Raw genomic sequence first — 13,747 nt, 5'->3', positions numbered from 1 at the left:
CGATGGGAGCTCAATCCGGAGCCGTTCAAGGATGCATCGGGAGACTGGTCGCCAGTCATGAGTTGACGACAAAAGAGGATCAGACGGTCAAACCCGTGACGCTTGCCAGAGAGGTTGTGGCTTTTTTCATTGGCGGTGCTGGCGATTCGGAAAGTTACTACGGAGACGGGCCTAGCAACTACACCTTGCGGGCCATGGAAGCTTTGCAGGTCCGTTTGGGCTCGAGCTATGGCGGCAAATTCCAACCCTATTACATGGGATACAACGATGTAAAAGGGGATGCCGACCTCGAAGAGTTTGTATTCTCCAAGCTGCCTCACAAGTCCGCACATGTCTACATTGTGGGTCATAGTCTGGGCGGGTGGAACGGCGCGCATTTGTCGCAGATTCTCACCGATAAAGGTTATATCGTGAAAATGCTCGTTACTCTGGATCCTGTGGGGGAAGGTGTGATGGTGGCGTTGATTTCGGATATTTACTGGTCGGAGCCAACGCCCAAGGCTGAAACCTGGATCAACGTTCGGGCAGAGCCTGACGAGATGGATCGAACCGACGTAGTCGCTTGGGTGGGGGGCAAGTGGGATATCGAATCCGGTCCCGATGTTATGGGGATCGTCAAATTCAACCATTACTCGGCCTTGAGATTGTATGAGTCCCGCCTGGAGTGCGGGCAGTCGGCATTGGATTTGTCGGCGAGTTCAATTGCTGGTTACTTGAGGGAAGGTGCATGAGATGGGTATTGCTGATCGCTGTGTCGTTATTGTGCGTTGCCTGCGCAAAGTCTCATGACATCACCCCCGCGTCATTGGGCTATGAATCGATTACGCCGCGCTCGAATAGCGTTTTTTTTGAGGTCAATTTCAATTCGGATGTGGAACTGCTGGAGATTTTCTGGCGGGAAAAGAAAGCGAACAGCTTTGATCAGGTGTTTGTTTGTGCCTTGGGTGATGACACGGACTTTTCCATTGAACATACGATATCGAAAGCAGCAATGGGTTTGGTCAGAGAAAACAAGGAGCATTTGAACAAGGCCGGATTCGGATATACCGCGAGCATTGCTTTCAAGGACGTTGGTGAAAAGAAAAGGACCTCGAAGTACTTGAGTCGTGACGCCATAAAAGGCTTGTTGAAAGACAAGCAGATGATTCCGTGCAAAGTGGTGGTTACGGCAACGGGTTATAAGGCGTATTACACCAAATCACTGTTCATCCCCGTTGCAGATGTCTTTTCTGCCCTGTCGGACTACGACAGTTTTCGCTGACGTGCCCAGCAGTTGATTTTTGGAGTGGTAATGGCAAGGTTGCTTTTGGTTTTTTTGTTTGCGTTGTGTTCCTCTTGCATGCACTTGGATGTTCCCCCCGCAAGGCTTGAATTTGTCTCGATCAATCACGAGATGTCTTCCTCTTACGACCTGCGTTTCACCTCCGACCGAAACCTCATTGACCTGTATGAGGATCATGGGCGACGAGGGCAGATTGGTACCTGGATCCATTGCTCGTTGAATGGCGATGCGGATTTTTCCATCGAACATAAAATCGTCCTGGAGGCCTCGGGAATCGTCAGCGGCATGCGCTTGATCGAAGGCGATCGTCGCTATGAGATGTTCGCGAATATCAGTGTCGAGAATCACGCCGTCAATGACGGCCGTAACCACATTAGACCGGTTGAGTTGGTGCAGATCCTCAAGCCGCAGGAATACATTCCGTGCAAGGTGGTGATCACCGCGTTCCCGTTCGTGGCGTATTACTCGAAAGTCATGTACATGCCCACGTCGCGGTTCATTGCTGCAATAGAAAATCCCCGCGTGGCGCCCGCGCGTATTTCGCTTGAACAGTCCGACCGACCGAGGTCGTTGCTGCCTTTTGCCTCAGTGTGCATCGTGCGCTGGCGCTATGACCTGGCGCTGGGATATGACCAGATTGACAGCCTCGGACTCTGTAGCGACGTGCCCTATGCCGGCATGTTGGCTTCGTTTGCACCGAACAACACGAAGCTGAAGGTTGTTTCAGGTTCAGAGGAAAACCCGGCGCCCTTCGCGGCGTACACCATTATTCGCGCTGACGGACGCCGGGAGCCTGGAATAACTGACGACAAGGGCCGCACACATGAGGTGGGATTCAGCGAGTACGAAACAGTGAGGATCCTGATCAACAATAATCTGGATGTCGTTCAGCGTTGGACAAAATGGACTGATTCTGTCCCAGAATATGGGATGTAAAATTACATATTGAGATTTAGCGCCTGAGAGGTCTATAGTCCATCGCACTCACTGCCAAAAACAAAACAGGTGAAGCGATGCTGGCGCAATTGATCGCGCTCGATTGGGGGACGACCTCATTACGTGCTTACAAACTCGCGGCGGGCGGTGTGGTGCTGGAGCAGCGCGCGCTGTCGTCCGGGATCATGCAACTGCCGAAGACTCCGCGAGTCATCAACGGTCGCGAATGCGCCGATGGTTTTGAACTGGCGTTTGACGAGGCGTGCGGCGACTGGCTCGATGCGCAGCCGGATCTGCCGGTGATCGCCTGCGGCATGGTCGGCAGTGCGCAGGGCTGGCGTGAAGCGGCCTACTGCGAGACGCCGGCGAACGTCGCTAATCTCGGAAAATCCCTACAAACAGTTGTCAGTCTGCGCGGCACGGTCGTGCATATCGTGCCGGGTGTGATTCAGCGTTCGCGCCTGCCGAATGTGATGCGCGGCGAAGAAACCCAGGTCCTTGGCGTGCTGCAGAATCTGCCGATTGAGGCGGGTGCTGATCTGTTGATCGGCCTGCCGGGCAGTCACTCGAAATGGGTCGACGTGGTCGATGGCTGCATCACTCATTTCGATACCTTCATGACCGGCGAAGTGTTCGCCGTACTCAGTGAACACAGCATTCTCGGCCGGACCCTGAAGCAGGGTGCGACGTTCGATGCTCTGGCGTTTGACCGCGGTGTGCAGATTGCGCAGTCGGCGGATGGCGAGCTGGGCGTGCTGTCGACCTTGTTCAGTGCTCGCACGCTGGGGCTGACCGGTGAATTGAGCCCGACCGCGCAGGCGGATTATCTGTCCGGCCTGATGATCGGCCATGAACTGGCGGCCCTCGCCACGGTTCAGCGACGTCGTCGCAACAATCCGAATCTTCCTTCGATCATCCTCATCGGCAACGCGCAACTTTGTGCGCGTTACAGCCGCGCCCTCGACGCCTGTGGCTTCGCCAACGTGACGCTGGCCGAGCAGGCCACCGAGCGTGGTCTGTGGCAACTGGCGCTGGCCGCCGGACTGATCGATTCCTCATCCCGTTAACCCTGACTGGAGGCCTGACATGCTCAAGCAAGCATTGGCGCAAAACGGTCTGATCGCGATTCTGCGTGGCCTGCATCCGCAGGAAGCTGCCGCTGTCGGAGAAGTCCTGTATGCAGCCGGATTTCGCGTCATCGAAGTACCGCTCAATTCCCCTTCGCCGTACGAAAGTATCCGCATCCTGCGCAAGACCTTGCCCGCCGATTGCCTGATCGGTGCCGGCACGGTGTTGACGCCGGAACAGGTCGCGTTGGTGAAAGAGGCCGGCGGCCAAGTGATTGTCATGCCGCACAGCGACGCCAAGGTCTTGCGCGCGGCAAAAGCGGCGGGGCTGTACTTATCGCCGGGTGTCGCCACGCCGACCGAAGCCTTCGCGGCGCTGGAGGAGGGCGCGGACATTCTCAAGCTGTTCCCGGCCGAGCAGATGGGCCCGGCGGTCGTCAAAGCCTGGCTTGCGGTGTTGCCGGCGGGGACGGTGCTGGCGCCGGTCGGCGGTATTACCCCGGACAACATGCAGGCGTTTATCGACGCTGGCGTGAAAGGTTTCGGCCTCGGTTCCGGCTTGTTCAAACCGGGCATGACGGCGGAGCAGGTGGCAGTGAACGCCAAGGCCTACGTGGCCGCGTGGAAGGCCCTTCGCTAAGACTTTCTGGCGCTGCGTGCGCTGCATCTAATAAGAGCTGCATTTACAAAAGAGAGCAGAGATGAAAATCACCAAACTCACGACCTTCATCGTCCCGCCGCGCTGGTGTTTCCTCAAGGTTGAAACCGACGAAGGCGTCACCGGTTGGGGCGAGCCTGTGGTCGAAGGCCGCGCGCACACCGTGGCCGCTGCCGTCGAAGAATTGTCCGACTACCTGATCGGCAAAGACCCACGCAATATCGAAGACATCTGGACCGTCCTGTATCGCGGCGGTTTCTACCGTGGCGGCGCGATCCACATGAGCGCACTGGCCGGTATCGATCAGGCGTTGTGGGACATCAAGGGCAAGGCCCTTGGTGTGTCGGTGAGTGATCTGCTCGGTGGTCAGGTGCGTGACAAGATTCGCGTGTATTCGTGGATCGGCGGCGACCGCCCGGCCGACACCGCGCGTGCGGCGAAAGAGGCGGTGAGCCGTGGTTTTACTGCGGTGAAAATGAACGGCACCGAGGAGTTGCAGTTTCTCGATACCTTCGAAAAAGTCGATCTGGCGCTGGCCAACGTCGCCGCTGTGCGTGATGCGGTCGGGCCGAACGTCGGCATCGGTGTCGACTTCCATGGCCGCGTGCACAAGCCGATGGCCAAGGTGCTGATGAAGGAACTCGATCCGTACAAACTGATGTTCATCGAAGAGCCGGTACTCAGCGAAAACTACGAAGCGCTGAAGGAACTGGCGCCGCTGACCAGCACGCCGATTGCCCTTGGCGAGCGACTGTTCTCGCGTTGGGACTTTAAACGCGTGTTGAGCGAAGGCTACGTCGACATCATCCAGCCGGATGCTTCCCACGCCGGCGGCATCACTGAAACGCGCAAGATCGCCAACATGGCCGAAGCCTACGACGTTGCGCTGGCGCTGCATTGCCCGCTGGGGCCGATTGCGCTGGCAGCGTGTTTGCAACTGGACGCGGCTTGTTACAACGCGTTTATCCAGGAGCAGAGCCTGGGCATCCATTACAACGAGAGCAACGACTTGCTCGACTACGTGAAGGATCCGCGGGTGTTCGATTACGACAAAGGTTTCGTGAAGATTCCGAACGGCCCGGGGTTGGGCATCGAGATCAACGAGGAATACGTGATCGAGCGTGCGGCGGTCGGCCACCGCTGGCGCAACCCGATCTGGCGCCATGCCGATGGCAGTTTTGCCGAGTGGTGAGCACTGCCTGACACACCCGATGAGATCGTTCCCACGCTCTGCGTGGGAATGCCTCAATGGACGTTCTGCGTCCGCTTTTGGGACGCAGAGCGTCCCGGGCTGCATTCCCACGCAGAGCGTGGGAACGATCAGGCCTCAGGCCGACCTCAATAAACATAAAAAGAGGCTCTCCCCATGCAACCGCAAACCCTCACCGGGCAGGCGTCTTTAGTCACGCCCAGCCGTAAGCGGTTTTTCATCATGGTGTTGCTGTTTATCACCGTGGTCATCAACTACCTCGACCGCAGCAACCTGTCGATTGCCGCGCCAGCGCTGACCAGTGAGCTGGGCATCGATCCGATTCACGTCGGCCTGATTTTCTCTGCGTTCGGCTGGACCTACGCCGCCATGCAGATCCCCGGCGGCTGGCTGGTCGATCGCGTGCCGCCGCGCATTCTTTACAGCGTCGCTTTGTTGCTGTGGTCTGTGGCTACGGTGATGCTCGGTTTCGCTGCCAGTTTCATCGCGTTGTTTGTATTGCGCATGGCGGTCGGTGCGCTGGAAGCGCCGGCGTATCCGATCAACAGCCGCGTGGTCACGACGTGGTTCCCCGAGCGTGAACGCGCCACGGCCATCGGTTTCTACACCTCCGGGCAGTTCGTCGGCCTGGCATTCCTGACCCCGGTGCTGGCCTGGCTGCAACACGAATTCGGCTGGCACATGGTGTTCGTCGCCACCGGCGCCGTCGGCATCATTTGGGCAGTGATCTGGTACGCGGTCTATCGCGAGCCACGGGATTTCAAAGGTGCCAACGAGGCGGAAATCGACCTGATTCGCGAGGGCGGTGGTCTGGTCGATATTCAGCAGGAGACGGCCAAGGTCAAAGCCAAATTCAGCTGGACCGACTTGGGCATCGTGCTGACCAAACGCAAGTTGTGGGGCATCTACCTCGGCCAGTTCTGCCTGAACTCGACGCTGTGGTTTTTCCTGACATGGTTCCCCACCTATCTGGTGAAATATCGCGGCATGGATTTCATCAAGTCCGGCCTGCTGGCGTCGCTGCCGTTTCTCGCCGCGTTTATTGGTGTTTTGTGCTCGGGGTTCTTTTCCGACTTCTTGATCCGTCGCGGCTACACCGTCGGCTTTGCGCGCAAGTTGCCGATCATTGGCGGGTTGCTGATTTCCACCTCGATCATCGGCGCCAATTTTGTTGAATCGACGCCGCTGGTGATTGCCTTTCTGGCGCTGGCGTTTTTCGGCAACGGTCTGGCTTCGATCACCTGGTCGTTGGTGTCAACGTTGGCGCCGGCGCGGCTACTCGGTCTGACCGGCGGGGTGTTCAACTTCATCGGCAACCTGTCGGCAATTGCCACGCCGATCGTCATCGGCTTCCTCGCCAGCGGCGATTCGTTCGCGCCGGCGATCACCTATATCGCGGTGCTCGCATTGATCGGTGCATTGTCCTACGTGCTGTTGGTCGGCAAGGTCGAGCGTATCGAGTTGTAGTGGTCTGCGTCGGGCGACCATAATGCCGCCCGTTCCCTCGCTCAACGGTAAAAGGCTGGATATGCAGGAAGACGCCCCGGAAAAAACCAAGGACGCCGCGCCCACCGGCACGCAAACGCTGTTGCGCGGCCTCGGTGTGGTGCAAGCGGTGGCCAGTGGCGCCCGTGATCTCAAGGAGATTGCCCGGCTGATCGGCACCACACGCAGCACCACCCATCGTCTGGCCAGTTGCCTGGTCGACGAGCGCTACCTGCGCGTGGTGCCGCAAGTCGGTTATCTGCTCGGGCCGAAGCTGATCGAACTAGGGTTTCAGGCGCGCGAAGAGTTGCCGCTGGTGACGCTGGCCGGGCCGTATCTGGACGAGTTGTCAGCGCTGACCGGCGATACGGTGCACTTGGGCATTCGTGAAGGCGATGAAGTGTTGTATCTGCTGAAGAACCCGGGACGCAATGGCCCGGAAATGCGCTCGCGGGTCGGCCATCGCATGCCGTTGGCGCGCACCGGGATTGGCAAGGCGTTGATGCTCGATGACTCGCCGAAAGATTGGCAGCGTCTGTACGACATCAGCCTGCCGGCAGGTGGGAAAAGTCAGTTCTGGCCGCAGCATCCCCAGCAGTCGTGGGAACAGCTTGAGCAACGCATGACCGAGTACGTCGCCGGTGGCTACGCGTTCGATCTGGAAGACAACGAACCGTCGATCCGCTGTGTGGCGGCGCCGATTCGCGATGCGAGCAAGGGCATTGTGGCGGCGATCAGTATCGCCAGCACCGTGCCATACATGCCGCTGGAAAAAATGGCCGAGCTGATTCCCCTGATCAAAGGGGTCACAGCCCGGCTTTCGGCAGAGCTAGGCCTGAAGGTTTAAACCTTGAGCGTCGCCATGTCGATCACGAAACGGTACTTCACGTCACCGGCGATCATCCGGGCGTAAGCCTCGTTGATCTGGCGGATGTCGAGCATTTCGATGTCGCAGGTAATGTTGTGCTCGGCGCAGAAATCCAGCACTTCCTGGGTTTCGGCGACGCCACCGATCAACGAGCCGGCCAATACGCGGCGGCTCATCACCAGTTTGCCGGCGTGGACCGGTGGATCAATCGGCTCGATCAGACCGACCAGAATGTGTACGCCGTCGAAACGCAGGGTGTCGAGGTACGGGTTGAGATCGTGCTGCACCGGAATGGTGTCCAGCAGGAAGTCGAAGTAACCGGCAGCCGCTTTCATCTGCTCGGCGTCGGTGGAGACGATCGCATGATCGGCACCCTGACGACGACCTTCCTCAGCCTTGCTCGCCGAGCGGGTGAACAGCGTGACTTCGGCGCCCATGGCCTTGGCGAACTTGATGCCCATGTGGCCCAGACCGCCCATGCCGAGAATCCCGACCTTGTCGCCAGCCTTGACGCCGTAGTGCTTGAGCGGCGAGTAGGTGGTGATGCCGGCACAGAGAATCGGCGCGGCGCTGGCCAGTGCGAGTTTTTCCGGGATGCGCACGACGAAGTGTTCGCTGACGACGATGCTGTCGGAATAACCGCCCATGGTGTTGCTGCCATCGACCCGATCCGGGGTGGCGTAGGTCATGGTCGGGCCTTCGAGGCAATATTGCTCAAGGTTCGACTGGCACGCTTCGCAGGTACGGCAGGAGTCGACCATGCAGCCAACGCCGACCAGATCGCCTACTTTATGTTGGATGACATTCGCACCGATCGCGGTGACTTTTCCGACGATCTCGTGGCCCGGCATCAACGGGTAAACGGCGATACCCCATTCGTTGCGCGCCTGGTGGATATCGGAGTGGCAGACGCCGCAGTAGAGAATCTCGATGGCAACGTCGTCGGCGCGCGGGCTGCGACGTTCGAACTTCATCGGGGCGAGGGGGGTGGTGGCCGATTGGGCGGCATAACCGATGGCGGTGTACATGTGAAACCTCGCAAAAGCAGGAACAAGTGAGGCGGCGCATTTTGGGCGTCGACTGACCGGTCGGCCATGACGATTCCTCCGGGTCTCATGCCTAATCCTCCGGCATGCGGGTTTGATCGGTCGCATTGGCAAAAGGATCTGCGATGATGCTTTCATCCCCTATTTTCGTGATTTTTCGTGAAGAACAATTCGATGCAATTGACCCGTCATCTTGATGCCAATGCGCGGCTGGTTTCGCTGATCGAACCGCTGGCGCTTCGCGATGGTTATTCGCCGACCGGATTGCCCGGTGTGCAAGTATTGCGCGCCAGTTGCGACGTCGCCCGTGGCCCGCACATTTATGAGCCGAGCCTGATGATCATCGCCCAGGGCAGCAAACTGGCGTTTCTCGGGCCACGCACCATGGAATACGGCGCCGGGCATTATCTGATTCAGGCGCTGCCGGTGCCGTTCGAATGTGAGACCTTCGCCTTGCCGGATGCGCCGTTGCTCGGCGTGTCGGTGGCGATTGATCGGGTGTTGCTCGGTGAACTGGTGCTGGCCATGGGGCTGGCGCCGGGCCGGCATATTCCCGCGCAGACGCCGGAGTCGATGACCTCAGTGGTGCTCGACGATGAAATGCGTGGCTGTGTCGAGCGCTTGCTCAGTTGCCTGCACGATCCGCTGGAATGCCAGATTCTCGGGCCGGCGCGGGTGCGGGAGTTGTTGTTCACGGCGTTGCGCGGGCCGCAGGCCGATGTGTTGCGGGCGCTGGTCGAGCAGCAGGGGCAATTCGCGCGGGTGGCGGCGTCGATCAGTCATCTGCATGCGCATTACACCGAACCATTGAATGTCGAGACGCTGGCCGGTTGCGCGAACATGAGCGTGTCGACCTTTCATGAGCATTTCAAGCGCAGCACGCTGTTGTCGCCGGTGCAGTATCTGAAGCGTTTGCGGTTGTTGAAGGCGCAGACGTTGCTGGTGGCGGAAGGGCTGGGTGTGGCGCAGGTGGCGCATCGGGTGGGGTATCAAAGTACGTCGCAGTTCAGTCGCGAGTACAAGCGCTACTTCGAGCGTAGCCCTGGAGACGAGCGCGCCGCCTGATCCTGCGCAGATCCCTTGTGGGAGCGAGCCTGCTCGCGAATGCGGTGCATCAATCGACATCATCTTTATATGACACACCGCTTTCGCGAGCAGGCTCGCTCCCACAGTTTTTTTGTGGTGTCAGAGGAATTTTGGGCAACAAAAAGGCCCCCAAATCGGGAGCCTTGATGTTCAGCGGTTCGACTTACATGTTCGGATAAGTCGGACCGCCAGCGCCTTCCGGCGTGACCCAGGTGATGTTCTGCGAAGGGTCCTTGATGTCACAGGTCTTGCAGTGCACGCAGTTCTGGGCGTTGATCTGGAAGCGCTTCTCGCCGTCTTCCTTGGTGATCACTTCGTACACGCCGGCCGGGCAGTAGCGCTGCGCCGGTTCGTCGTACAGCGGCAGGTTCTTGCTGATCGGGATGCTCGGGTCGGTCAGCTTCAAGTGGCAAGGCTGTTCTTCTTCGTGGTTGGTACCGGAGATGAACACCGAGCTGAGCTTGTCAAAGCTGAGTTTGCCGTCCGGCTTCGGATAGTCGATCTTCTTGCAGTCCGCCGCGAGCTTGAGGCAAGCGTAATCCGGCTTGGTGTCATGCAGGGTGAACGGCAGTTTGCCGCCGAAGATGTTCTGATCCAGCCAGTTGAAACCGCCGCCGACAATGGCGCCGAACTTGTGGATTGCCGGGCCGAAGTTGCGGCTGGCGAACAGTTCGTCGTAAAGCCAGCTCTTCTTGAACGCGTCGACGTAAGTGGTCAGCTCTTCAGTGCCGTCCTTTTCCGCGAACAGCGCGTCAGCCACCGATTCTGCGGCGAGCATGCCGGACTTCATCGCGGTGTGGCTGCCTTTGATCTTGGCGAAGTTCAGGGTGCCGAGGTCGCAACCGATCAGCGCGCCGCCCTTGAAGACCATTTTCGGCAGCGAGTTCAGGCCACCTTTGCAGATGGCGCGAGCGCCGTAGCTGATGCGCTTGCCGCCTTCCAGGTACTGAGCCAGCACCGGGTGATGCTTGAGGCGCTGGAACTCGTCGAACGGCGACAGGTAAGTGTTGCTGTAGGACAGGTCAACGATCAGACCGACCACCACCTGGTTGTTTTCCAGGTGATAAAGGAACGAGCCGCCGGTGTTCTCGGTGCCCATGATGTCCAGCGGCCAACCGGCGGTGTGCACCACCAGGCCTGGCTGGTGTTTGGCCGGGTCGATTTCCCAGATTTCTTTCAGGCCGATACCGTAATGCTGAGCGTCGGCATCGCTGTCGAGGTTGTAGCGCTTGATCAGTTGCTTGCCGATGTGGCCACGGCAGCCTTCGGCGAACAGCGTGTACTTGCCACGCAGTTCCATGCCAGGGGTGTACAGGCCTTCTTTCGGGTTGCCTTCGCGGTCGACGCCGAGATCACCGGTGATGATCCCGCGCACCACGCCTTGCTCGTCGATCAGCGCTTCCTGAGCGGCGAAGCCCGGGTAGATTTCTACGCCGAGATTCTCGGCTTGCTGGGCGAGCCAGCGGCACAGGTTGCCGAGGGAGATAATGTAGTTGCCTTCGTTGTGCATGGTCTTGGGCACAAAGAAGTCTGGAATCTTCTGCGCGTTTTCGGCGTTTTTCAGCACGAAAATATCGTCGCGGGTGACTGGCGTGTTCAGCGGCGCGCCGAGTTCTTTCCAGTCCGGGAACAACTCGTTCAGAGCGCGTGGTTCGAACACGGCACCGGAGAGGATGTGTGCGCCGACTTCGGAGCCTTTTTCGACCACGCAGACGCTGATTTCCTTACCGGCTTCGGCGGCCTTCTGCTTCAGACGGCAGGCGGCGGACAGGCCAGCGGGGCCGGCACCGACGATGACCACGTCGAATTCCATGTATTCGCGTTCCACAGGCTATCTCCTACTCAAGGCTCAACAGTTTTTTTTCTAATTTGGAGGTTTGATGTCGCATCCGCTATTCCTTTACGTTAACGTCAAGGGGAATATTGGAGACCGACCTTTCTCTCTAGGCGGCGCATTATATCTACACCACTCCGAGCGTCCAATACAAACGTTTGTTTGAATCGGCTCCAGCCCAGAGAAATCAAAGAAGCGCGGCTTATGAATGGTCATTTTGCTGTATTGACCGGAATAGGCGTTCCGGTCAAGATACGGGCGGTTTTACGCTCGTCGTAGGCAGACTGGCGGTTTCAAGAGCACGTCTAAAGACAGGGCACAGGCAGTAGAAGGTGATGCGCAGCGCAGTCCGGCGCGCAGTTTACACAGCGTGAAGATCAATGACTCGTCGGTCACCCCTGACGAACGGTCGCAGGTCTTCGCACCCTGTAGTCACCAGACACCCGAGTCGGCGTTTTTAGAGGTGCCCTTTTAGCCTGATGAGCATCAACCGCCAGGTTCGCCTAGGCGACTTTCTTTTCACCGGAGAGTAACGAGGAATCCATGAAGGTTCTTGTAGCTGTCAAACGCGTTGTGGATTACAACGTCAAGGTTCGCGTCAAGGCGGACAATTCCGGCGTCGATCTCGCCAACGTCAAGATGTCGATGAACCCGTTCTGCGAAATCGCAGTGGAAGAAGCCGTACGCCTGAAAGAGAAAGGTGTTGTGACTGAAATCGTCGTCGTCTCCATCGGCCCGACCACCGCTCAGGAGCAGCTGCGTACCGCACTGGCTCTGGGTGCCGACCGTGCCATCCTCGTCGAATCCGCTGAAGATCTGACCTCGCTCGCCGTGGCCAAGCTGCTCAAGGCTGTGGTCGACAAGGAACAGCCGCAGCTGGTGATCCTTGGCAAACAAGCCATCGACAGCGACAACAACCAGACCGGCCAGATGCTCGCTGCACTGAGCGGCTTCGGTCAGGGCACGTTCGCCTCGAAAGTCGAAGTCTCGGGCGACAGCGTTGCCGTGACCCGCGAAATCGACGGCGGCGCGCAGACGGTTTCCCTGAAACTGCCGGCAATCGTCACCACCGACCTGCGTTTGAACGAGCCGCGCTACGCGTCCCTGCCAAACATCATGAAAGCCAAGAAGAAGCCTCTCGAAGTGCTGACTCCGGACGCTTTGGGCGTTTCCACCGCCTCCACCAACAAGACCCTGAAAGTCGAAGCGCCGGCTGCACGCAGCGCAGGCATCAAGGTCAAGTCGGTGGCTGAACTGGTCGAGAAACTGAAAAACGAAGCGAAGGTAATCTAAAAATGACTATCTTGGTAATCGCTGAACACGACAACAAAGTGCTGGCCCCGGCCACGCTGAACACCGTGGCTGCTGCGGCCAAAATCGGCGGCGACATCCACGTTCTGGTTGCTGGCCAAGGCGCTGGCGCCGTGGCTGAAGCCGCGGCGAAAATCGCTGGTGTGAGCAAAGTCCTCAACGCTGACAACGCCGCTTACGCGCATCAGCTGCCGGAAAACGTTGCTCCGCTGGTAGCCGAGCTGGGCGCTGGTTACAGCCACATCCTGGCTGCCGCTACTTCCAACGGCAAAAACATCCTGCCGCGCGTTGCCGCGCAGCTGGACGTTGACCAGATCTCCGAGATCATCTCGGTTGAAAGCGCTGACACGTTCAAGCGTCCGATCTACGCCGGTAACGCCATCGCTACCGTACAGTCGACCGCGCCAATCAAAGTGATCACCGTGCGTGCCACCGGTTTCGACCCGGTTGCTGCTGAAGGTGGTTCGGCTGCTGTTGAAGCTGTAGCTGCTGCACACAACGCTGGCACTTCGAGCTTCGTTGGCGAAGAACTGGCCAAGTCCGATCGTCCAGAGCTGACCGCTGCCAAGATCGTCGTTTCCGGCGGCCGCGGCATGCAGAACGGCGACAACTTCAAACACCTGTACGCCCTGGCCGACAAGCTGGGCGCTGCCGTTGGTGCTTCGCGCGCCGCGGTCGACGCAGGTTTCGTACCGAACGATATGCAGGTCGGTCAGACCGGCAAGATCGTTGCGCCACAGCTGTACATTGCCGTCGGTATCTCCGGCGCGATCCAGCACCTGGCCGGCATGAAAGACTCCAAAGTGATCGTTGCGATCAACAAGGACGAAGAAGCGCCGATCTTCCAGGTGGCCGATTACGGTCTCGTGGCGGATCTGTTCGAAGCGGTACCTGAGCTGGAGAAGCTGGTCTAATCCAGCGGCTTCACTTATAAAGAGCCCGGCCTGTTGGTCGGGCTTTTTTT

13 protein-coding genes are annotated in these 13,747 nt (G+C 58.7%); 11 read left to right on the top strand and 2 right to left on the bottom strand.

What is annotated here, in order from left to right; genetic code table 11:
* Window positions 1-2 precede the first annotated feature (2 nt).
* The 8 genes from PspS49_RS21395 to PspS49_RS21360 all read left to right on the top strand — a co-directional run bounded on the left by PspS49_RS21395 (window position 3) and on the right by PspS49_RS21360 (window position 7,485).
* On the top strand, window positions 3-731 hold the full coding sequence (locus tag PspS49_RS21395; RefSeq protein WP_160041393.1) for an alpha/beta hydrolase: 729 nt from the start codon (window positions 3-5) through the stop codon (window positions 729-731).
* On the top strand, window positions 728-1,261 hold the full coding sequence (locus tag PspS49_RS21390) for a hypothetical protein (protein WP_127929317.1): 534 nt from the start codon (window positions 728-730) through the stop codon (window positions 1,259-1,261). The genes PspS49_RS21395 and PspS49_RS21390 overlap by 4 nt, the downstream gene beginning before the upstream one ends.
* A 30-nt stretch (window positions 1,262-1,291) precedes the next feature.
* Complete coding sequence (locus PspS49_RS21385; protein WP_160041391.1) at window positions 1,292-2,218, top strand: hypothetical protein; 927 nt, start codon at window positions 1,292-1,294, stop codon at window positions 2,216-2,218.
* 77 nt (window positions 2,219-2,295) lie between these two features.
* The gene (locus PspS49_RS21380; protein ID WP_160041389.1) at window positions 2,296-3,285 is read left to right on the top strand and encodes a 2-dehydro-3-deoxygalactonokinase; all 990 of its coding nucleotides are present in this window, start codon (window positions 2,296-2,298) and stop codon (window positions 3,283-3,285) included.
* 19 nt (window positions 3,286-3,304) lie between these two features.
* Window positions 3,305-3,925: a 2-dehydro-3-deoxy-6-phosphogalactonate aldolase gene (locus PspS49_RS21375; RefSeq protein WP_160041387.1), complete on the top strand. Its 621-nt coding sequence runs from the start codon at window positions 3,305-3,307 to the stop codon at window positions 3,923-3,925.
* A gap of 61 nt (window positions 3,926-3,986) precedes the next feature.
* Window positions 3,987-5,135 carry a galactonate dehydratase gene (dgoD, locus tag PspS49_RS21370; protein WP_007908327.1) on the top strand — a complete coding sequence of 383 codons (1,149 nt, stop codon included), beginning with the start codon at window positions 3,987-3,989 and terminating at the stop codon, window positions 5,133-5,135.
* 174 nt (window positions 5,136-5,309) lie between these two features.
* Window positions 5,310-6,620 carry an MFS transporter gene (locus PspS49_RS21365; RefSeq protein ID WP_150750655.1) on the top strand — a complete coding sequence of 437 codons (1,311 nt, stop codon included), beginning with the start codon at window positions 5,310-5,312 and terminating at the stop codon, window positions 6,618-6,620.
* Window positions 6,621-6,681: 61 nt separating this feature from the next.
* Window positions 6,682-7,485, top strand: coding sequence for an IclR family transcriptional regulator (locus PspS49_RS21360; RefSeq protein WP_034155326.1), 804 nt, complete (start codon window positions 6,682-6,684; stop codon window positions 7,483-7,485).
* Here the strand turns inward: PspS49_RS21360 and PspS49_RS21355 are convergent.
* Window positions 7,482-8,534, bottom strand: a complete 1,053-nt coding sequence (locus tag PspS49_RS21355; RefSeq protein ID WP_160041385.1) for an NAD(P)-dependent alcohol dehydrogenase — start codon at window positions 8,532-8,534, stop codon at window positions 7,482-7,484. The genes PspS49_RS21360 and PspS49_RS21355 overlap by 4 nt on opposite strands.
* A 192-nt stretch (window positions 8,535-8,726) precedes the next feature.
* On the opposite strand from PspS49_RS21355, the gene PspS49_RS21350 reads away from it, so the two are divergent.
* Window positions 8,727-9,617: an AraC family transcriptional regulator gene (locus PspS49_RS21350; protein WP_160041383.1), complete on the top strand. Its 891-nt coding sequence runs from the start codon at window positions 8,727-8,729 to the stop codon at window positions 9,615-9,617.
* Between the two features lie 184 nt (window positions 9,618-9,801).
* Here PspS49_RS21350 and PspS49_RS21345 read toward each other — a convergent pair whose 3' ends face one another.
* Window positions 9,802-11,466, bottom strand: a complete 1,665-nt coding sequence (locus PspS49_RS21345) for an electron transfer flavoprotein-ubiquinone oxidoreductase (protein ID WP_016985998.1) — start codon at window positions 11,464-11,466, stop codon at window positions 9,802-9,804.
* A gap of 549 nt (window positions 11,467-12,015) precedes the next feature.
* On the opposite strand from PspS49_RS21345, the gene PspS49_RS21340 reads away from it, so the two are divergent.
* Together PspS49_RS21340 and PspS49_RS21335 are read left to right on the top strand one after the other, a co-directional pair.
* Window positions 12,016-12,765: an electron transfer flavoprotein subunit beta/FixA family protein gene (locus tag PspS49_RS21340; RefSeq protein ID WP_160041381.1), complete on the top strand. Its 750-nt coding sequence runs from the start codon at window positions 12,016-12,018 to the stop codon at window positions 12,763-12,765.
* A 2-nt stretch (window positions 12,766-12,767) separates the two neighbouring features.
* Window positions 12,768-13,697 (top strand): FAD-binding protein, encoded by a 930-nt coding sequence (locus tag PspS49_RS21335; protein WP_127929312.1) that lies wholly within the window; start codon window positions 12,768-12,770, stop codon window positions 13,695-13,697.
* Window positions 13,698-13,747: the final 50 nt, after the last annotated feature.

It is taken from the genome of Pseudomonas sp. S49 (assembly GCF_009866785.1).
In the GTDB taxonomy this organism is placed as follows: domain Bacteria; phylum Pseudomonadota; class Gammaproteobacteria; order Pseudomonadales; family Pseudomonadaceae; genus Aquipseudomonas.
Note: the sequence above shows the minus strand (reverse complement) of the source record. Positions and strands in the feature narration are given on the sequence as shown.

Coding starts and splice junctions, on each gene's coding strand:
- PspS49_RS21395 (WP_160041393.1), top strand. CDS start 3: ATGGGAGCTCAATCCGGAGCCGTTCAAGGATGCATCGGGAGACTGGTC.
- PspS49_RS21390 (WP_127929317.1), top strand. CDS start 728: ATGAGATGGGTATTGCTGATCGCTGTGTCGTTATTGTGCGTTGCCTGC.
- PspS49_RS21385 (WP_160041391.1), top strand. CDS start 1,292: ATGGCAAGGTTGCTTTTGGTTTTTTTGTTTGCGTTGTGTTCCTCTTGC.
- PspS49_RS21380 (WP_160041389.1), top strand. CDS start 2,296: ATGCTGGCGCAATTGATCGCGCTCGATTGGGGGACGACCTCATTACGT.
- PspS49_RS21375 (WP_160041387.1), top strand. CDS start 3,305: ATGCTCAAGCAAGCATTGGCGCAAAACGGTCTGATCGCGATTCTGCGT.
- dgoD (WP_007908327.1), top strand. CDS start 3,987: ATGAAAATCACCAAACTCACGACCTTCATCGTCCCGCCGCGCTGGTGT.
- PspS49_RS21365 (WP_150750655.1), top strand. CDS start 5,310: ATGCAACCGCAAACCCTCACCGGGCAGGCGTCTTTAGTCACGCCCAGC.
- PspS49_RS21360 (WP_034155326.1), top strand. CDS start 6,682: ATGCAGGAAGACGCCCCGGAAAAAACCAAGGACGCCGCGCCCACCGGC.
- PspS49_RS21355 (WP_160041385.1), bottom strand. CDS start 8,534: ATGTACACCGCCATCGGTTATGCCGCCCAATCGGCCACCACCCCCCTC.
- PspS49_RS21350 (WP_160041383.1), top strand. CDS start 8,727: ATGCAATTGACCCGTCATCTTGATGCCAATGCGCGGCTGGTTTCGCTG.
- PspS49_RS21340 (WP_160041381.1), top strand. CDS start 12,016: ATGAAGGTTCTTGTAGCTGTCAAACGCGTTGTGGATTACAACGTCAAG.
- PspS49_RS21335 (WP_127929312.1), top strand. CDS start 12,768: ATGACTATCTTGGTAATCGCTGAACACGACAACAAAGTGCTGGCCCCG.